Here is an 18,109-nt window from a genome sequence, read left to right on the forward strand (position 1 = left end):
TGAAAAAATCAAGCAACTTTTTTAATTATTAGCCGTTAGTTGAATAAAGGTTTCTTCTAAGTCTTTATGCTTGTGATTAATTTGTAGTATTTTCAATCCGTTTTCTTTGGCAAAATCAAATACAGTGGGGCGCATATCTTCTGAGGTATCGAACTGTAACTGATATAGAAAATCATAGACATTATGCACTGATACTATGTTAGGCAAAGCGCGTAAGAGGCGTTCTTCGACACGAAAATCAAAAGCTACTTCTATAATTTGTTCTTTGTTTTGCAGTTCGGTCATTTTCTTATCTAACACGATGTTACCTTTATGCAATACAATCACACGGTCAGCCAAAGCCTGAATTTCTTGCATAATATGAGAAGATAGCAACACTGTTTTACGCTTACCTAACTCTTTGATAATATGGCGTATTTCTACCAGCTGATTGGGGTCGAGCCCTGTGGTAGGTTCATCGAGTATAAGAATTTCGGGGTCGTGAATAAGCGCAGAAGCCAAGCCTACACGCTGGCGATAGCCTTTGGAGAGCGCTTCTATTTTCTTATTGCTTTCAGAAGAAAGCCCTGTAAGAGCAATTACCTCTTCAATTCTATCGGAGGGGACTTTGGGGTATAGTTCAGCCATAAAGCGCAGGTATTCGCGCACGTACATTTCGGTATACAACGGATTGTGTTCAGGTAAATACCCTATTTTTCTCTGTGCTTCAATAGGATTTTTTAGTATATCAATGCCATTTACTGTTATTGTTCCATCAGTAGGGGTAAGCGCCCCTGTAATCATTTTCATAGTGGTAGATTTACCTGCGCCATTAGGACCTAAAAAGCCGGTAATTTCACCTTTTTTAAGTTGAAAACTAATAGCATTGACAGCCACTTGCTGTCCGTATATTTTTGTTAGTTGTTGAACTTCTACAGACATCTTATTATATTTTGGGCTCAAAAGTACAAAATAATAAACAATTGGCAAGCGTAATAATTAAAAAAGGCTACCCAAATAGAGCTTTGGGTAGCCTTCCTTCAGTATATTTAAAAACAAATAGAAGCTAAACTACAAAGGTTTTACAAGAGTTAAGAACCATTCTTTTACTTCGCCTTCCAAAAGGGGAGCGAGTTTCTCTTCACAGGTTTTGTGGTAAGCATTAAGCCACTTACGCTCTACATCGGTGAGGAGACTCACATTGATGCCTGAGGGCATAAACGGACAAAGGGTGAGGGTCTCGAAATCGTAGAACGTACCAAACTCGTTGGTAGCTACTTCACGCACCGTAATGAGGTTCTCGTGACGAATACCGTATTGGTTTTCGAGATATACCCCAGGTTCGTCGGAACATACCATACCTGCTAATAGCACTTGTGGGTTCAGGTCTTTGCGAATATTTTGAGGTCCTTCGTGTACGTTCATAAAGCTACCTACCCCGTGACCCGTACCGTGACCGTAGTCCTTGTGGTTTTTCCAAAGTGCCATACGGGCATAAGCGTCGAGCTGTACGCCACGAGTACTTCTTGGAAATTGTACCATTGCGAGTTGTATCATTCCTTTGAGTACAAGAGTGCTGTCGTCAATAAACTGCTGACTCACTTTGCCTAATGGAATGGTACGAGTGATATCGGTAGTACCTTCAAAATACTGTCCGCCAGAGTCTACCAAAACACTACCTTCGGGGTGTACCTCTTTACTGCCGTGTTCAGGAGCTGAATAGTGCACAATGGCGCCATTACCTTGGTAACCAATGATACTGCCAAAACTTTCGCCTACGAAATTTTTACCTTCGGCACGGAAATCGCGTAGCTTCTTGCCGATGCTATATTCGGTCATTGGCTCTTTGCCTACTTGGTGGGTGAGCCAGTAGAGAAACTTCACCATTGCTACCCCATCGCGTACCATTACGGTGCGGAATCCTTCGAGCTCGGTAGGGTTTTTCACGGCTTTCATCAGGTTGCCAGGAGCGGGAGCTTGCACGAGTTTATTGTCCTTTTGGAGGGCTTCAAATATCGCTTGATTCGTATTAGGGGCGAGGAGTATATTTTGTCCTTTTACGGTAGCCAAATAGTTGTAGAACTCATCATAAGCACGCACGTTTACTTTGGCTGCTGCCAAATGATTTTCTACCTCAGGAGTGAGTTTGGCTTTATCTACAAAAAGGGTCGCTTCTTTATCGGTGAGGGCGATATAACCGAGGAATACAGGGTTGTAAGCCACATCGCTACCGCGGAGGTTGAGTGTCCAAGCTACATCGTCTAAGGCAGTGATAAGGTGCAATGTAGTGCGGTGGGTAGCCATTGCTTTACGAATAGCGGTAAGTTTCTCGGCTACAGTTTGTCCTGCCCATTTATCGGGGTGTACGAAAATGTGATGAAGAGGGTCTTTTTCGCGGTTCGTCCAGATAAGGTCAATAAGAGGTTTATGCACCAATTTAATATTGTGAGCGGTTAAAGTAGCTTGTAGTTTTTCCCAAGCGATGTGAGAGGTAGCCAAGGCGTTGAGAGCCACAGTAGCCCCAACGGGAAGTACTGATACGAGCCAATCGGCATAATCGGGAGTGCCTTCTACACCATCTTTGAAGAGGTCGATACCTGAGCCTTTGAGCTCAATCGCCGATTGTACAAAGTAACGAGAGTCCGTCCATAAGCCGGCTTTATCTTTGGTAACGACCACGAAACCCGCAGAGCCTGTAAATCCAGAGAGCCAAGCGCGTTCGAGCCATTCTTTGGGTAGGTATTCACTAAGGTGAGGGTCGGCGCTGAATACCACAAAAGCGTCGATGTGGTTTTCTTGCATTTTAGAGCGCAAGAGGGATAATTTTTCAGGTGTATTCATTGTTTATAGTTTTTATTCTGGATAATTCAGATTTTTATCAGTGAGGTGGTGAAGAGTTTCTAAGTATTTCTTAGCTTCATACTTCGCCATTAGGAGGTTATTGTTGTAGAAATTGCCACATTCTAAAGCCGATGCACCAGGAATGTCACCTTCAAAATTAGCGATATACTCAAAGAGTTCGGTAATCAAGGGGGCGATATCTTTAGAGGTATAGTCACCAGCGAGAATGAGGTAATTACCGGTCATACAGCCCATAGGCCCCCAATAGATAATCTTGTCTTTCCACTCGGGATTGTTGCGCAACCAAGTAGCGGCGAGGTGCTCGATAGTATGTGTTTCGGGACTACCGAGTACGGGCTCACGGTAGGGGAGCTTCATACGGATATCGAAAGAGGTAAGCACTTCCTTGCCTACATAGTCTTTACGCGATACATAAATGCCACGCTCGAGTTTGAGGTGGTCGATACAAAAACTTGCTATTCTTTCCATTTTGTTTAGTTAAGAGGTAAGAGATAAGAGATAAGAAATGGTACCTTTTACATTCTAACTCGTTGTTAATTGATATTTAGTTTATTGAGAGCTTCTAAATTCTCAAAGAAACTCTTTGAATTTCTGATAAAACGCTAACACCTGACCCCTGAGACCTAATAAACTACACCGCAAAGGTATTGATTCGGTTACTAAAAAGCAAATGTTTTAGGCATATTGTTTCAAGAACCTATAATTCCACCAGTAGAGATATTACTCTTAAACACCATTTTCTTATGTGTTTTAATCGTTTTAATAATACAAAAAGGACGACTAAGTGCCGAGGCAATTCCTGTTACTTTGCTTTCGGTGATGATTTCTATGTAGTCATCGTATTCTATAGCCGAGATTACCTCTATTTGCGAAGGTGTCGAACCTTTGATGCCTCCCCAAATGAGTACCAACTGTTCAGTGTTGAAATTAATTTTAGGGAGTCTGGCTATTTTGTGTTCTATACCGTATTTTTTAGCAATCTCTTGTAATTCGGTTTCGCTATGAATAATTTCTTGCTGGTGAGTAACAGAAGCAGTAAAACCCGTATAACTATTGAGTAGAGGCGTAAAAGCAAAAGCTTTATTATCATCGGAACTCTTGCTACAACTCATAACGAGGAGCATACAGAAAAAGAAGTAAAGAGGTTTCATCGTTTTTCGAAAAGTAAGGATTCTTTAATGTTTTGAGTATTTTGATTGACTACTTTTAGCAAATTGTTTTTGAAAATACAAATACTCTTACCTGTGAGTACTTTTATCATCAACTCACCATCAGCAGTTTCGGTAGCGTTAGTGCTTCCTATGCCTTTTTCAATTGATAACACACTGCTTTCAGCACTAAAAGAGTAATTTTCCCTAAGCAAATTAGTATGTGTTTTTCCTGTGAGAGTACCATCGTTATTAAAAGCAATCACATAACAATCCGGACAATCGGCTACTGTAGGGTCAGGCTTTCTACCATTTCCGGTTTCGTCGATCACAGCTATAAGTTTCCACGTGCCTTGTAAAGGATTGGAGGAACTATCATCGGAACTTTTGCTACAACTCATAACGAGGAGCATACAAAAGAAAAAATAAAAAGGTTTCATTGGAAATATCGTTTCTGGGTTTGACACCACAAAGGTACAACTTTTTTATTTATCATCAAAAATATGGAGTATATTCAGGTAAAAGATAAAAGTAAATAATGTGATACAAAGATATGATTTTTAGAAGATAAAGATAAAAACAAAAAAACATTGCCAAAGTTTGAACTTTAGCAATGTTAAGCACGGGTGGAGGGATTCGAACCCCCATCAACGGTTTTGGAGACCGCTATTCTACCCTTGAACTACACCCGTATTTTAAAAAAGTTTTGAGTTTTTATGCTCAAAACTTTTTTGTATTAAATAATATTTAACCTAACCTTCTAAGCTAATTAGTCAAGAATTTCAGTTACTTGACCAGCACCTACGGTACGACCACCTTCGCGGATAGCGAAACGAAGACCTACGTTAAGAGCGATAGGTTGCAACAATTCTACTTCGATAGTTACGTTATCACCTGGCATAACCATATCGACACCTGGTTGCAAGTGGATAGTACCGGTTACGTCGGTTGTACGTACGTAGAATTGAGGACGGTAGTTGTTGTGGAATGGAGTGTGACGACCCCCTTCTTCTTTAGAAAGGATATACACCTCAGCTTTGAATTTAGCGTGTGGAGTTACAGAACCTGGTTTGCAGATTACCATACCACGTTTGATGTCTTTTTTGTCGATACCACGAAGCAACAAACCTACGTTGTCACCAGCTTCACCACGGTCGAGGATTTTGCGGAACATTTCAACCCCAGTAATAGTAGAGGTCAATTTCTCAGCACCCATACCGATGATTTCAACTGCATCACCTGTTTTAGCTTCACCAGTTTCGATACGACCAGTAGCAACGGTACCACGACCGGTGATAGTGAACACGTCTTCGATAGGCATCAAGAATGGTTTATCGATGTCACGGGTAGGAAGTTCAATCCATTTATCAACAGCGTCCATAAGAGCAAGAACGCTATCAACCCATTTCTTTTCGCCGTTAAGAGCACCAAGAGCTGAACCTTGTATGATAGGAGTGTTATCGCCATCGTATTGGTAAGAGCTCAAAAGCTCACGCATTTCGAGTTCTACGAGTTCCAACAATTCTGGGTCGTCTACCATATCTACTTTGTTCATAAACACAACGATACGAGGAATACCTACTTGGCGACCGAGGAGGATGTGCTCACGAGTTTGAGGCATAGGTCCGTCGGTAGCGGCAACTACGAGGATAGCACCGTCCATTTGGGCAGCACCTGTAATCATATTCTTTACGTAGTCGGCGTGGCCAGGACAGTCTACGTGTGCGTAGTGACGAGTAGCTGTTTGGTATTCTACGTGAGAGGTATTAATGGTAATACCACGTTCTTTTTCTTCGGGAGCGTTGTCGATTGAATCGAAGCTACGAACTTCTGAAAGACCAGCGTCGGCTAATACTTTAGTAATAGCGGCTGTCAAAGTTGTTTTACCGTGATCCACGTGTCCAATAGTACCAATATTCAAGTGGGGTTTGGAACGATCAAATGTTTCTTTTGCCATTTTTAAATAAATTTTAAATCTTAGTTATATAAATGAGTGTTTGATGTGTGTACAAAATACGTGAGAGCTGATGACGAGATTTGAACTCGTGACCTCTTCCTTACCAAGGAAGTGCTCTACCCCTGAGCTACATCAGCATACAAAAAAAGAGCGGGAGACGAGGTTCGAACTCGCGACATTCAGCTTGGAAGGCTGACGCTCTACCAACTGAGCTACTCCCGCAAAAAAATAAAAATATGACAGTGGGGAGAACAGGATTCGAACCTGTGAAGGTAAAACCAGCAGATTTACAGTCTGCCCTCGTTGGCCGCTTGAGTATCTCCCCCGAATATTTGAACTATTAAAATATGTACTTTTTTTGAGCCGGCAGAGGGATTCGAACCCACGACCCCGAGATTACAAATCACGTGCTCTGGCCAACTGAGCTATGCCGGCGTCTATCTTTTTACAGAGCGCAAAAGTATAACATTTTTTTTTATCGACAAAATTTTTGGTACTTTTTTTACGAAAATATTTTAACTGTAAATACAAACATTTGAATATCAGATATATTTTCTGAATAATATGTTTTAACTTTATTGCTATTTTTTTAGCTTACGTGAATAATTAGCTAATTAGGATTTGGCAAAGCTTTGTGATGTAAAAGCAAACAAAAATACGATACGAACCACACGAGCAGGTGTGGGGCATACGGACAAGTAATAAGGTTTAAATGGGGATAAGTGGGGTTATAGTGGGTCTACAGTGGGTCTACAGTGGGTCTACAGTGGGTCTAGAATGAAGGAAAGACAAACAAAAGACGAAGAATGAATGAAGGAAACTTCTATGATTGATACATAGGGGAGGTACGTTTACTGAAGGAATCAAGGGGAGTTGTAGAAGGGAAGCTTATGCGCAAGAATGTTTTAGTTAATTTGAGCTAAAATAAGTCTTTAAAATTGCTCTAATACTTGTATGCGTTTGCGAATAGGTGGGTGGGTGGCGAACATTGCAAAAAAGCCTTCGGCTTTATAGTCGATGAAGAGTTCTTTTACTTCGTCGTTATCCACACCTTCGATGGTGGAGTGCCCTGAGATTTTCTTTAAGGCATTGGCTAATGCCAAAGACTTATGGGTCATTTCAACAGCTCCTGCATCAGCCATATATTCGCGACTGCGAGAAAGTGCCAACTTAAAGAGTATTGAAAAAAAATAGACAACCCCTGCTACCAATAAGACTACCAGCACAACAGCTCCTCCCCCACCCTTTTCGTTTCGCCTGTTGCGTGAAGAATATAACTGACTGTTGAGCATCGTGCGGAAAGCGATATTGGCAATCGTGGCAAAAATACCTACAAACACAATGGTAATAATAAGCAAACGGACATCGCGGTTGCGGATATGGGTAAGTTCGTGAGCTATCACCCCTTCAAGTTCGTCGTCGTTAAGCGTGTTGATAATACCACGTGTGAGGGTGACGGCAAAGGTTTTTTGGTTGATACCGGAAGCAAAAGCATTGAGCGCATCGCTTTCTATAATATAGAGCTTGGGCATAGGCATTCCGACACTCATACAAAGGTTCTCGGTGAGGTTATACACCCGCATATTCTCACGGCGTTCTAAGGGACGAGAGTGAGTGGCGGTTTGTATCATTTGGGTATTGAAGAAGTAGGAGATTACAAACCATATAGCTACCCCTATCAGCACCATAGGGACTACTAAAAGGAATTGAGCATTCACAGCCTCTATATCTTGGTCGTTAAGCATATACAATACCGCATAGGTTCCCGCAAGGATTAGCAAGGGGAAGGCTAATAAATAGAGAATAGACTTGGTGTTATTTCGTGCAATTTGTTGTCGGATACCAAGATATTGCATAATTTAGGCTTTTATTATTAGCAATTTTTCTTTACTTACAAAGGTAGAAGTTGCAAAGATATTAGTTTTATATGAGAATACCAAACAATGTTCAAAAAACAAATAAAGGAGACGCTATAAAACATCTCCTTTATATATCTTCTGTGCATTCGATTAGTTAAACGAAATTTCTGGAGCTTTATCCAACTGCTGGCGTTGTTCTGTACCCAAATCGAAGAAGGGTTGTGGAGTCATTTTCTTGAAACCTGCTACGATGTTAGTAGGTATCGATTGGATAGCGGTATTCAGCTCTTTGGTAGTAGAGTTGAAAAAGCGACGCACTGACGCCAATTTATTTTCTATATCGGCAATTTCTTGTTGGAGGTGCATAAAGTTAGTATTCGCTTTCAAATCGGGGTAAGCTTCTACTTGGATATTGAAAGCGCCCATAGCAGAAGAGAGTTCTTTCTCGGCTGCAATCTTATCGTTTATATCAGTAGCGCTCATAGCACGACTGCGCGCTTGAGTGATTTTGGTGAGCACATCGGACTCGTGAGTCATATAGCCTTTTACAGCTGCTACGAGTTGAGGAATAAGATCGTGACGTTGCTTGAGTTGCACATCGATATCAGCAAAGGCATTCTCACGATTATTGGCTAATGCCACGAGTTTGTTGTTGGCACTAATGTACCAAAATACTAGAATCACTATGATTGCGATGGTTATTATAAGTCCCATATCTAATTTAATAATTTACAATTAATATTAACAATTAAAACTATGCCTCCAATGAGGAATTGGATAATTAAAGTCTTTTTTTAGTTTGGTCTTATCTAACACTGAGTAGGCAGGGCGCGTTACTTTGCTTGGAAACTCATCGGAACGACAGGGCGATACTTTACAATTATTACCCGATTGCGCTACAATAGTTACTGCAAAGTCATACCACGAGCAAACCCCTTCGTTAGAGAAGTGATAGACCTCACGTTTGCCTTTATACCAAAGGTTTTCGACTGCTTGCACAATAAAATCGGCTAAATCAGAAGCGTTGGTAGGGGTACCTACTTGATCGAATACTACTTTTAGTTCAGTACGTTCGGCACTGAGGCGCCGAATAGTCTTTACAAAGTTATGACCGAAACGCAATGAGTACAACCACGCTGTACGGATAATGAGATGTTCAATGCCTGCTTGCTGTATTGCTTGTTCGCCTGCTAATTTAGTACGCCCATACACCCCAAGAGGTGTGGTTGGGTCGGTTTCGGTATAAGGAGTGTTTTTACTTCCTCCGAAGACATAATCGGTGGAAATATGAATAAGAGGCAAGTTGTGTTCTTTACAAACAGTTGCTAAATTCTCGACAGCTGTATGGTTGATAAGAGTTGCGAGAGCTGAGTCGTCTTCGGCTTTATCAACATTGGTATAAGCTGCGCAATTAACAATGACATCAATATTATTAAGTTGCACAAAAGCACGAATAGCTTGGACATCACAGATGTCCAAGCTATTTATATCCGTGAAATAGTAGCAACTTTTCTTGTGAGGATTAGCCTGAATTTCAGAACCTAATTGCCCACTACCTCCAGTTACTAAAACATTCATTTACTATTAGCTAACAGCGTAAGCGTTACTATCTACCTCTACGCTTTGTTTATCGCGAAAGCTATTATATAATCTGTTTACGTCTGCTTTATACTTATCGGGCACATTATTGCCATAAGTTCTGTTAAGCTCTATAAACTTTTGTTTTAAATCAGGAGTAATTGCAGTGTTGAAATTCTCCATATACAAAATGTGTTCTACTAATTTTACAAATTCTTCCATAGTTCTATAAATGTTTAATCATTGTTTGACGAGGCAAAAGTACAAATAAATTTATTATTGACAAAAAAATAGTTATCAATTTAAATTAACAGGTTATTAACAGAGTTATCAACAGGGTGAATTTAGGTAAAAGATAAAAGGTAAAAGGTAATAAGGTAAAATTAGTGAAAATAAAAGGCTACTTGAAGGAAGGGCAAAGGTAAGATGAAGAAAATTAGAGAATGAGAAAATTAGAAAATTAGAGAATGAGAAAATTAGAAAATTAGAGAATGAGAAAATTAGAAAATTAGAGAATGAGAAAATTAGAGAATTAGGGAATGTGGGAATTAGCAAATTAGAAAAATTATTGGAGTTTATAGTATTTTTATTATCTTTGCGCTCTGTAAAACATCATTAAAACATTCATAAAAAACATTTATCATTATGGGAATTTTTGACAAACGCGAGAACTACAAACCTTTTGAATATCCTGAGGTTATGGAGTTTGTGAACGCTATGCACAAATCGTTTTGGGTACACTCAGAAGTGGAGTTTACTGCCGATATTCAGGATTTTAAATCGGAGTTAACTCCTGTGGAAAAAGAAGCTGTAAAACGCGCTCTATTAGGTATCGCCCAAGTGGAAGTATCGGTAAAGACTTTCTGGGGAGACCTCTATGACCTCTTCCCTAAACCTGAATTCAACGGATTAGGGGCTACTTTTGCCGAATGTGAGTTCCGCCACAGCGAGGCTTACGCACGCTTATTGGAGGTTTTGGGCTACAACAACGAGTTTGAAAACTTATTGGAGGTACCTGTTTTTAAAGAACGTAGTAATGTATTAAAAGAATACTTGGCTAAAAATCGTGAGAACGCTATGGAGCGGATTCTGTTTTTCACATTGATTATTGAGAATGCTTCGTTGTTCAGTCAGTTTGCTACTATTCTTTCATTTACGCGTTTTAAAGGGTTCTTGAAAAACGTAGCGAATATTATTGCGTGGACATCGGTAGACGAACAGTTACACGCCAATGCAGGTATTTATATTCTCAAAAAGATATTTGAAGAAAATCCAGAAATGAAAGCTAAAGCCGAAGAAGATGCAACTACTTTTATCCGTAGTTATATCACTTTGGAAGACAAGATGCTAGACTGGATTTTTGAACAAGGTGAATTGGAGTTCTTTAGCAAAAAAGACTTGTCGAACTATATGCGTTATCGTTTGGACGACTCGCTTACACAATTGGGATTAGGAAAACCTTTTGGAATTTCGGGAGAGGAAGCTAAACCGATGATGTGGTTTGAGGAGGAAGTGTTTAGCAATGAGCTTGACGATTTCTTTGCCAAACGCCCTACTGCTTATACTAAACACGACAAGAGTATTAGCGAAAACGATTTGTTTTAGATAAAATAAGAGGTAAGAAGTAAGTTTCTTACCTCTTATTTTTTACTTGAATGCCAAAGGTCTATCGGTAGAGAAAACTTGTATACCTTTCTTTGCCCACTCGGTATATAGGTGGTCGCCTTTGGTAGCAGCACGCTTATCTAAGTTACCTAATGTACCTAATATGACAGGTATTTTTAGTTGGTTTAAACGCTCGTACAGCTGATCAGGAGCTAAACGAATACCGGTGAAAGCCAACAACTTCTGTTTAGGAATACCTGTTTGCAAAATACGGTTTAGTTCGTCTTCATTGCGGGCGCTCACCGAAAGGAGCATCTCAGGAGCTACCTTATGCAAGGCTTCGGCTTGTGCAGTATTATAACTGATAAGCACCACTTGCGCTTCCATCTTCTCTTCGCGCACTAAATCTACCACTTTTTGATAAGAAATACCCTTTTTAAAATCTAACATTAAGTACCCCTTATGGGTTTTACACCACGAAAGTACATCTTTTAAAAACGGAATCTGAAAAGCAGTTACATTACCGAACTCATCTTTGAGTTTTTCAGTGCGTAACTGTTCGGTAGTAAGATCCGATACAACTCCTTGACCTGTGGCGGTACGTCCTAACTTATCGTCGTGCATCAGGAGCAAATCGCCGTCGGCACTCTCGAAGATATCTATCTCAAAGCTGTGTATTCCTTTCTTGGAAAGGTATTGAATGCTTTCCAAACAGTTTTCGGGATAGCCTTTAAGTTGCTCACCTCCCCCACCCCGATGAGCAGAAACAATGGGTTTGGAGGTGAAATACATTTGATTGGTAATCTCCTCTTGGGGGATTATCTGTCCGGTTGAGGGGCTTTTGCAGGCCATTGCGAGGCACAAAAGCGATAAAGTGATGATATATTTCTTCATTAAAAACACATTTTTTTTTGCAAAGATAAATAAAATGTGGAAATGAAAAAAATGCGAGGCCTTAGGCCTTAGGCCATAGGCACTAGGAATGCGACGAAAAAGTGACAAGAAAATTAGAGAATTAGGAAATTAGGAAATGTGGAAATGAGAAAATGAGAGAATGAGGAGGAGGCTACAAGAATTGCACTAGCGGAGGGTTTGTTAGTTTATTCAACTTTGGAAAAGTTTAAAACTTTGCCAAAGTTTGAGATGAAAAAGCGATGTGTTGGTGACTGTTAGGAGTATTCGTAAGGAAACAGAAAAGTTCGGAAGAGAGTTGAGAGGGGTTTTGGTAAAAAAAGGCTGTAAGGAGGGTGGGGGTAGCTTATAGAGAGCTTATAGGAAGCTTATACGAATCTTGGGCGATTGGTATAGAAAGGGTATATAAACAGTTGATTAATAGTATAATACAACAAGGCTAAAAACGGTAAAAACGGGGTTTCGAGGCGAAAGAAAGAGAAAAGGCAATAGGCCTTAGGCCATAGGCACTAGGGGGGAGTGTGACGGGAAAGAGAATTAGCAAATTGGGAAATTTGGAAATTAGCAAATTTGTGGAAGGAGTTTAGTGGGAGTGTGGTGGCGGAAAGGCGGAGGAAAAGCGATTGAAAAATAGCATTTTGTTATATCGAACTGACATAAATTCAAAAAAATATTCGTACCTTTGCCGTTCATAAACTCTCAACTAAAAAAGTGGAAAATATACAAGCTATAAAACAGCGATTTAGCATTATTGGCAACGACCCTAAGCTGAATCGCGCTATCGAAAAAGCTATACAAGTAGCCCCTACTGACATTTCGGTACTCATTACCGGAGAAAGTGGGGTGGGAAAAGAGGTTATACCGCGCATCATTCACTCGCTGTCTTTACGCAAACACGGCAAATACATAGCCGTAAACTGCGGAGCAATCCCCGAAGGGACTATCGATTCGGAACTTTTTGGTCACGAAAAAGGCGCTTTTACGGGAGCTACCGCTACCCGTAGTGGGTATTTTGAGGAAGCCGATGGCGGGACTATCTTCTTGGACGAGGTAGGTGAATTGCCCCTCACTACCCAAGTGCGCCTCTTGCGGGTGCTCGAGAACGGCGAGTTCATAAAAGTAGGTTCCTCGGTAGTGCAGAAGACGAATGTACGCATTGTGGCAGCTACCAATGTGCAAATGCAAGAAGCTATTAAAAAAGGACGTTTCCGCGAAGACCTTTACTACCGACTCAGCACAGTAGAGATACATTTGCCTCCTTTGCGCGAACGCAAAGACGATATCCACTTGCTTTTCCGCAAGTTTGCTTCGGATTTTGCTGAGAAATACAAAATGCCTCCTGTGAAGCTCAGCGAAGATGCGGTACATCTGCTCACGAACTACCGCTGGAGCGGGAATATCCGTCAGTTGCGCAATGTAGCCGAGCAGATTTCGGTACTTGAACAGCGCAGGGATATTACAGCGAGTATTTTGCGCACCTACTTACCTGATGAGGGTAGCAATCTACCACAGGTTGTACCTCAGCAAGCGCGCCAGGATAGTGATTTTAGCAACGAACGCGAGTTGCTTTACAAGGTGCTTTTCGATATGAAATCTGACCTCAACGACTTGAAAAAGCTTACTCTTGAACTGCTACAACACGGCAATTCAGCCCAAGTACAACAGGACAACGAGGGACTTATTCACCGCATCTACGGCAATGATTCACACAAGAATGAGGCGAGCTCTCCAGCTTATTCTATTATTCCCGTACCTCCTACCGAGAAGGAAATCCTATCTCACGAAGAGGTGTACGACTATGAGGAAGCTGCGGAAGAAGAGCGTTTTTCACTTCAAGAGCAAGAGCGCGAGATGATACGCAAGTCGTTAGAACACAACGGTGGCAAGCGCAAGGAAACCGCCAAAGCCTTGGGGATTTCGGAGCGGACGCTATATCGCAAACTAAAACAGTATAATATGATTTAGGCACTAAGCTTTGGGGCATAAGCCTCAGGCAATAGGAGGTGAGAGGAGAGAACTTTCTGCCCAGCCGGACGAGGCGGAGTTTTGGGAAAGGATTGTTAATTATTAATTGTGAATTGTTAATTATTTAGATGAAATCATATAAAATAGGCATTATTGGGCTGGGTTATGTGGGGTTCCCCTTAGCTTGTCTGTTTGCCAAAAAATATCCTACAGTGGGTTACGACCCCTATACGGCGCGAGTGGAAAGCCTCAACACGGGTATTGACACTACGGGCGAAATCGGTAGTGAAACCCTTAAAGAACGGTTGGCTACCCACCTTATTTGCACTGCAAACCCTGAGGACGCTAAGGATTGCAATGTGTACATAGTGGCAGTACCTACACCTATCGACCTCTATCAGCAACCTGACCTTACCGCTTTGCGCGAAGCGAGCCAAACAGTAGGCGCATTGCTAAAAAAAGGAGATATAGTAATTTACGAATCGACGGTTTACCCAGGAGTGACGGAAGAGGTGTGTGTGCCTATCTTGGAAAGCGCGTCGGGGCTTGCATACAACCGCGATTTCTTTGTGGGTTACTCGCCCGAGCGCATCAACCCTGGTGATAAGCACCATACCGTGGAGACTATCTGCAAGATTACCTCAGGCTCTACCCCTGAGGTAGCACAGGAAATAGATACGCTCTACAATTCAGTGCTGAGGGGAGGCACTTACCTTGCCCCGTCTATAAAAGTAGCCGAAGCCGCCAAAGTGATAGAAAACGCTCAGCGCGATGTGAATATCGCCTTTATGAATGAGATAGCGAAGATATTCAATATTTTAGAGATTGATACTAATGCGGTGATAGATGCAGCGAGTAGCAAGTGGAACTTCTTGCCCTTCCGCCCCGGTCTGGTAGGTGGACACTGTATAGGGGTAGACCCTTACTACCTCATACAAAAAGCTAAACTGCACGGCGTATCGCCACGCTTAATGATGGAAGCCCGAAAGACAAACGACTCGATGGGAGGCTATATCGCCTATCAGATTATCAACCGCTTGTGTTTACAAGGTATGCCTGTGAAGGACAGCCGAATCCTGCTCTTAGGTTTTACATTCAAAGAAAACTGCCCCGACACTCGCAATACGAAAGTAGTGGATATCTACCGTACTCTTGAAAATTTTACTAACAATATTACAGTGTATGACCCTTGGGCAGACCCTAAGCGCGCTTGTGAAGAGTACGGCATTGAGGTAGCTATTAAACCACAAAACCTCGCTACCCACAACGATGTAGTGGTGCTTTGCGTGGCACACCAAGAGTTTCTGCAAATGAATATAGGAAATTACTTAAAAGAAGACGGTATCGTTTACGACGTAAAAGGGAAGTTAAAAGTGAAGAAGAATGTGTTTAGGTTATAAAAGTTGTATAGTAAAAAACTTTTTCCTACCTTTGTCGCCTAAAATATTCACATACAATGAAGAAAATATACTTGCTAATGCTTTGTGCTTTTCCGTTTTTGGCAAAGGCACAATACACTGAAATTATTAACTCAAACCTCCCAGGCACTTCACAAAGTGCTTATGCAGTAGGGGCGAGAGTATTACAATTTGAAGGAGGTTTTTGGTACGAGCACAACCACCACAAAGAGACAGGCACTTCTATGGATTTTACTGGAATGAACTATGCAGTGCGTTATGGTTTTTATAAAGAAGAATTGGAAGTGATGCTCAATGGTACTCTTGCTTATGACCGTACAATTGCATCTAACGGTACGACCTCGCACTTTGGTTTTGTGAATAATACTATTGGGGCTAAATATTTACTCTTTAAACCTGCTTTTTTAGATGAAGAGCCGAGTATTTACAGTTGGAAGGCTAATAACTCTTTTAGATGGCGCAATCTCACACCTTCCATATCTCTTTATGCAGGGGTGAATTTCTTACCAAACAAGCGATATTACTACGAGTCAATACCGGCACTCTCTCCCAAAGTAGCAGCTATCTTTCAAGCAGAGCCTATCCCTCGTGTGGTGTTGGTAGCAAACGGTATCATTGATAGATTCTTAAGCGGTAAAAACACCGAATACAGCTATTTGTTCACCGTTACTCATAACTTAGACAATGGTTGGTTTAGTATCTTTGCAGAACATCAAGGTATTCACAGCCAGCATTACAACGACCAGATTACGCGTCTTGGCGTTGCCTTCTTGCTTTCCGATAAAATACAACTCAATGCCGATATGGGCTTTGGCTGGAAAGATACCCCACAACGCTATATGGGATTGTTCGGGGCTTCTTATCGCATCGATAACCACAACAGCTATATCAAGAAGGTATTGAGTGAAACAATAGAAACCACCAAAATACAACACAAGAAAAAACCTAAAAGAAACAGACGTAATGCCATTGATCCTGATTAAAGAACTCACCACTAAAAAGGAACTTACCGAGTTTGTGAAGTTTCCTTTGTCTTTATACAAAAACAACCCTTATTGGGTACCGCCTCTCATCAGTGACGAGGTAGCCTCTTTTGACAAAACCAAGAACCCTGTATTCGACAATGCCGAAGCCTTCTTTTACGGAGCTTACAATGAGAAAGGTAAAATGGTAGGGCGCGTAGTAGCTATTATTAATCAGCACGACCTTAAACAGAGTATAAAGAAAGTGCGGTTTGGTTGGCTGGATATGATAGACGACATTCAAGTAACACAAGCTCTCTTGGATAAGGTAGCTGAAAAAGCCCGTGAGTATCAATTGGAGTATATGGAAGGTCCTATGGGCTTTTCGAGTATGGATAAGGTGGGCTTGCTCACTGAGGGCTACGAACATATCTCGAATATGATGACGTGGTATAACTATCCTTATTATAATCGGCATTTAGAGCAATTAGGCTTCACTAAAGAAAAAGGCTTTATCGATATGTCTTTCCTTATAGAGAATGCTAAACCCGAATTGTTCAAAAAAACAGCCGAAGCCATTAAAAAACGTTATGGCGTAAAACTTATCGATACCGCCACTACCAAAGAAGTGCTCAAGCACGTAGATGCAATGTTTGACCTTTACAACGAAACCTATTCTAAGTTAGCCTCCTACGTGCCTATAAGCGAACGTCAGCGAGAGTACTTCAAACAAAAGTATATCCCTTTTATCAATCCTGAGTATATACGTTTTATTGAAGATAAGGACGGTAAACTGATATGTTTTGCCATTGTGATGCCTTCGTTCTCTAAAGCATTACAAAAGGCAAAAGGCAAACTCTTCCCTTGGGGTTGGTGGTATTTATTACAATCGAAACGACATCACGATACGGTGGAGTTCTACCTTATTGGGGTAGCCCCCGAATACCAAAGTAAGGGTATTCCCGCCTTGTTGTTCGACTATTATTATGATATATTCACCCGCAATGGGGTTACTCATTGCGTGATTACACCTGAACTCGAAGAAAATATTGCTATTCAGCAACTCTGGAAGAGCTTTGACCCGGTTATCTTTGCTCGCCGTGCTACCTTTAAAAAACAGGTAAGAGATTAAATGTAAAATGAATTATCTTCTCCCTTTTCTGGCAGTAGTATTAGGCTACTCATTCGTTACCTTTTTTAAACCTGCCCAACAACAATACACCAAATTACTACTCTCTTTCAGTGGCGCTTACCTATTGGCACTCACTGTATTCGTGCTGATACCCGAAGTATATCACTCTCACGATGAGCACACGCAAGATTTTAAATACATAGGACTTTTTGTGATAGTAGGAGTACTCTTGCAAATTGTCTTAGAGTTCTTTTCGCACGGAGCCGAACACGGCCACACCCAGCACCCACACCCACACCAGCATAGTGCTTTTCCTCTCTCACTGTTTATCAGCCTTAGTATTCACTCGATTTTAGAAGGTTTCCCGCTATCTCACGGACATAATCACGACCTTGTGTATGGTATATTCGTGCACAAACTGCCTGTGGCTATTGTGCTCACTACTTTTTTTGTGAATTCGGGGGTGAACAAGTGGAAGACAGCACTGTTTTTACTCTTTTTTGCCCTAATGACGCCATTAGGCACTTTTTTAAGTAATACAGTACCAAGCCTTGTCAATTACCAAACGGAGCTTTCGGCTATTGTAATAGGTATTTTCTTGCATATTTCTACCGTTATCTTATTTGAAAACTCCGAAGGACATCGCTTTAACCTATTAAAGTTTTTAAGTGTTTGTGTGGGATTTGTGGTAGCGTATCTTACTTAGTAAATTGACCAATTAACAGATTAACC

At 41.2% G+C, this 18,109-nt stretch carries 17 protein-coding genes and 5 tRNA genes; 6 read left to right on the forward strand and 16 right to left on the reverse strand.

All coding sequences use genetic code 11. The features are described 5' to 3' along the window. Positions 1-21 precede the first annotated feature (21 nt). The 15 genes from gldA to HMPREF1320_RS02920 form a co-directional block, all read right to left on the reverse strand. Entirely contained in the window at positions 22-921 is a 900-nt protein-coding gene (gldA, locus tag HMPREF1320_RS02850; RefSeq protein WP_009751553.1) for a gliding motility-associated ABC transporter ATP-binding subunit GldA, read from the reverse strand. A 129-nt stretch (positions 922-1,050) separates the two neighbouring features. Continuing rightward, positions 1,051-2,820, reverse strand: coding sequence for an aminopeptidase P family protein (locus tag HMPREF1320_RS02855; protein WP_009751585.1), 1,770 nt, complete (start codon positions 2,818-2,820; stop codon positions 1,051-1,053). Between the two features lie 12 nt (positions 2,821-2,832). Next, positions 2,833-3,309, reverse strand: coding sequence for an S-ribosylhomocysteine lyase (locus HMPREF1320_RS02860; RefSeq protein WP_009751486.1), 477 nt, complete (start codon positions 3,307-3,309; stop codon positions 2,833-2,835). A gap of 221 nt (positions 3,310-3,530) precedes the next feature. Then, positions 3,531-3,992: a hypothetical protein gene (locus HMPREF1320_RS02865; protein WP_009751564.1), complete on the reverse strand. Its 462-nt coding sequence runs from the start codon at positions 3,990-3,992 to the stop codon at positions 3,531-3,533. Then, positions 3,989-4,390 (reverse strand): lipocalin-like protein, encoded by a 402-nt coding sequence (locus tag HMPREF1320_RS02870; protein ID WP_232207524.1) that lies wholly within the window; start codon positions 4,388-4,390, stop codon positions 3,989-3,991. The genes HMPREF1320_RS02865 and HMPREF1320_RS02870 overlap by 4 nt, the downstream gene beginning before the upstream one ends. Positions 4,391-4,610: 220 nt before the next feature. Next, positions 4,611-4,681, reverse strand: a tRNA-Trp gene (locus HMPREF1320_RS02875). 77 nt (positions 4,682-4,758) lie between these two features. Further along, a complete protein-coding gene (tuf, locus tag HMPREF1320_RS02880; protein ID WP_034553965.1) occupies positions 4,759-5,946 on the reverse strand; it encodes an elongation factor Tu in 1,188 nt (395 codons plus the stop codon). A gap of 65 nt (positions 5,947-6,011) precedes the next feature. After that, positions 6,012-6,083: transfer RNA gene (locus HMPREF1320_RS02885), tRNA-Thr, on the reverse strand. Between the two features lie 12 nt (positions 6,084-6,095). Beyond that, positions 6,096-6,168, reverse strand: a tRNA-Gly gene (locus HMPREF1320_RS02890). Positions 6,169-6,189: 21 nt separating this feature from the next. Further along, positions 6,190-6,271: transfer RNA gene (locus tag HMPREF1320_RS02895), tRNA-Tyr, on the reverse strand. A 36-nt stretch (positions 6,272-6,307) separates the two neighbouring features. Continuing rightward, positions 6,308-6,381, reverse strand: a tRNA-Thr gene (locus HMPREF1320_RS02900). Positions 6,382-6,878: 497 nt separating this feature from the next. Beyond that, positions 6,879-7,802: a M48 family metallopeptidase gene (locus HMPREF1320_RS02905; RefSeq protein ID WP_009417387.1), complete on the reverse strand. Its 924-nt coding sequence runs from the start codon at positions 7,800-7,802 to the stop codon at positions 6,879-6,881. A 153-nt stretch (positions 7,803-7,955) separates the two neighbouring features. Further along, entirely contained in the window at positions 7,956-8,519 is a 564-nt protein-coding gene (locus tag HMPREF1320_RS02910) for a LemA family protein (protein WP_034553967.1), read from the reverse strand. Positions 8,520-8,546: 27 nt separating this feature from the next. Further along, positions 8,547-9,383, reverse strand: a complete 837-nt coding sequence (gene rfbD / locus HMPREF1320_RS02915) for a dTDP-4-dehydrorhamnose reductase (RefSeq protein ID WP_009751572.1) — start codon at positions 9,381-9,383, stop codon at positions 8,547-8,549. 6 nt (positions 9,384-9,389) lie between these two features. Further along, positions 9,390-9,605, reverse strand: a complete 216-nt coding sequence (locus HMPREF1320_RS02920) for a hypothetical protein (protein ID WP_002675130.1) — start codon at positions 9,603-9,605, stop codon at positions 9,390-9,392. 423 nt (positions 9,606-10,028) lie between these two features. Here HMPREF1320_RS02920 and HMPREF1320_RS02925 point away from each other — a divergent pair, with 423 nt between their 5' ends. Then, entirely contained in the window at positions 10,029-10,988 is a 960-nt protein-coding gene (locus tag HMPREF1320_RS02925) for a ribonucleotide-diphosphate reductase subunit beta (protein WP_002675128.1), read from the forward strand. Between the two features lie 42 nt (positions 10,989-11,030). Here the strand turns inward: HMPREF1320_RS02925 and HMPREF1320_RS02930 are convergent, their stop codons facing one another. Then, entirely contained in the window at positions 11,031-11,891 is an 861-nt protein-coding gene (locus HMPREF1320_RS02930) for a glycerophosphodiester phosphodiesterase family protein (protein WP_009751500.1), read from the reverse strand. Between the two features lie 720 nt (positions 11,892-12,611). Here HMPREF1320_RS02930 and HMPREF1320_RS02935 point away from each other — a divergent pair. The 5 genes from HMPREF1320_RS02935 (at position 12,612) to HMPREF1320_RS02955 (ending at position 18,083) form a co-directional block, all read left to right on the forward strand. Next, a complete protein-coding gene (locus HMPREF1320_RS02935; protein WP_009419829.1) occupies positions 12,612-13,865 on the forward strand; it encodes a sigma-54 interaction domain-containing protein in 1,254 nt (417 codons plus the stop codon). A gap of 128 nt (positions 13,866-13,993) precedes the next feature. After that, a complete protein-coding gene (locus tag HMPREF1320_RS02940; RefSeq protein WP_009751569.1) occupies positions 13,994-15,265 on the forward strand; it encodes a nucleotide sugar dehydrogenase in 1,272 nt (423 codons plus the stop codon). 56 nt (positions 15,266-15,321) lie between these two features. Then, positions 15,322-16,266, forward strand: a complete 945-nt coding sequence (locus tag HMPREF1320_RS02945; protein WP_009417383.1) for a transporter — start codon at positions 15,322-15,324, stop codon at positions 16,264-16,266. Then, positions 16,247-17,377 carry a GNAT family N-acetyltransferase gene (locus HMPREF1320_RS02950; protein WP_015782369.1) on the forward strand — a complete coding sequence of 377 codons (1,131 nt, stop codon included), beginning with the start codon at positions 16,247-16,249 and terminating at the stop codon, positions 17,375-17,377. The genes HMPREF1320_RS02945 and HMPREF1320_RS02950 overlap by 20 nt, the downstream gene beginning before the upstream one ends. 7 nt (positions 17,378-17,384) lie before the next feature. Then, positions 17,385-18,083: a ZIP family metal transporter gene (locus tag HMPREF1320_RS02955; RefSeq protein WP_009417406.1), complete on the forward strand. Its 699-nt coding sequence runs from the start codon at positions 17,385-17,387 to the stop codon at positions 18,081-18,083. The last annotated feature ends 26 nt before the right edge of the window (positions 18,084-18,109 follow it).

The organism is Capnocytophaga sp. oral taxon 335 str. F0486, from assembly GCF_000277665.1.
GTDB classification, from domain to species: Bacteria; Bacteroidota; Bacteroidia; order Flavobacteriales; family Flavobacteriaceae; genus Capnocytophaga; species Capnocytophaga ochracea.

What these genes read in the sequence shown, in the direction of transcription:
- gldA (WP_009751553.1), bottom strand. Translation starts at nt 921, where the DNA reads ATGTCTGTAGAAGTTCAACAACTAACAAAAATATACGGACAGCAAGTG.
- HMPREF1320_RS02855 (WP_009751585.1), bottom strand. Translation starts at nt 2,820, where the DNA reads ATGAATACACCTGAAAAATTATCCCTCTTGCGCTCTAAAATGCAAGAA.
- HMPREF1320_RS02860 (WP_009751486.1), bottom strand. Translation starts at nt 3,309, where the DNA reads ATGGAAAGAATAGCAAGTTTTTGTATCGACCACCTCAAACTCGAGCGT.
- HMPREF1320_RS02865 (WP_009751564.1), bottom strand. Translation starts at nt 3,992, where the DNA reads ATGAAACCTCTTTACTTCTTTTTCTGTATGCTCCTCGTTATGAGTTGT.
- HMPREF1320_RS02870 (WP_232207524.1), bottom strand. Translation starts at nt 4,390, where the DNA reads ATGAGTTGTAGCAAAAGTTCCGATGATAGTTCCTCCAATCCTTTACAA.
- tuf (WP_034553965.1), bottom strand. Translation starts at nt 5,946, where the DNA reads ATGGCAAAAGAAACATTTGATCGTTCCAAACCCCACTTGAATATTGGT.
- HMPREF1320_RS02905 (WP_009417387.1), bottom strand. Translation starts at nt 7,802, where the DNA reads ATGCAATATCTTGGTATCCGACAACAAATTGCACGAAATAACACCAAG.
- HMPREF1320_RS02910 (WP_034553967.1), bottom strand. Translation starts at nt 8,519, where the DNA reads ATGGGACTTATAATAACCATCGCAATCATAGTGATTCTAGTATTTTGG.
- rfbD (WP_009751572.1), bottom strand. Translation starts at nt 9,383, where the DNA reads ATGAATGTTTTAGTAACTGGAGGTAGTGGGCAATTAGGTTCTGAAATT.
- HMPREF1320_RS02920 (WP_002675130.1), bottom strand. Translation starts at nt 9,605, where the DNA reads ATGGAAGAATTTGTAAAATTAGTAGAACACATTTTGTATATGGAGAAT.
- HMPREF1320_RS02925 (WP_002675128.1), top strand. Translation starts at nt 10,029, where the DNA reads ATGGGAATTTTTGACAAACGCGAGAACTACAAACCTTTTGAATATCCT.
- HMPREF1320_RS02940 (WP_009751569.1), top strand. Translation starts at nt 13,994, where the DNA reads ATGAAATCATATAAAATAGGCATTATTGGGCTGGGTTATGTGGGGTTC.
- HMPREF1320_RS02945 (WP_009417383.1), top strand. Translation starts at nt 15,322, where the DNA reads ATGAAGAAAATATACTTGCTAATGCTTTGTGCTTTTCCGTTTTTGGCA.
- HMPREF1320_RS02950 (WP_015782369.1), top strand. Translation starts at nt 16,247, where the DNA reads ATGCCATTGATCCTGATTAAAGAACTCACCACTAAAAAGGAACTTACC.
- HMPREF1320_RS02955 (WP_009417406.1), top strand. Translation starts at nt 17,385, where the DNA reads ATGAATTATCTTCTCCCTTTTCTGGCAGTAGTATTAGGCTACTCATTC.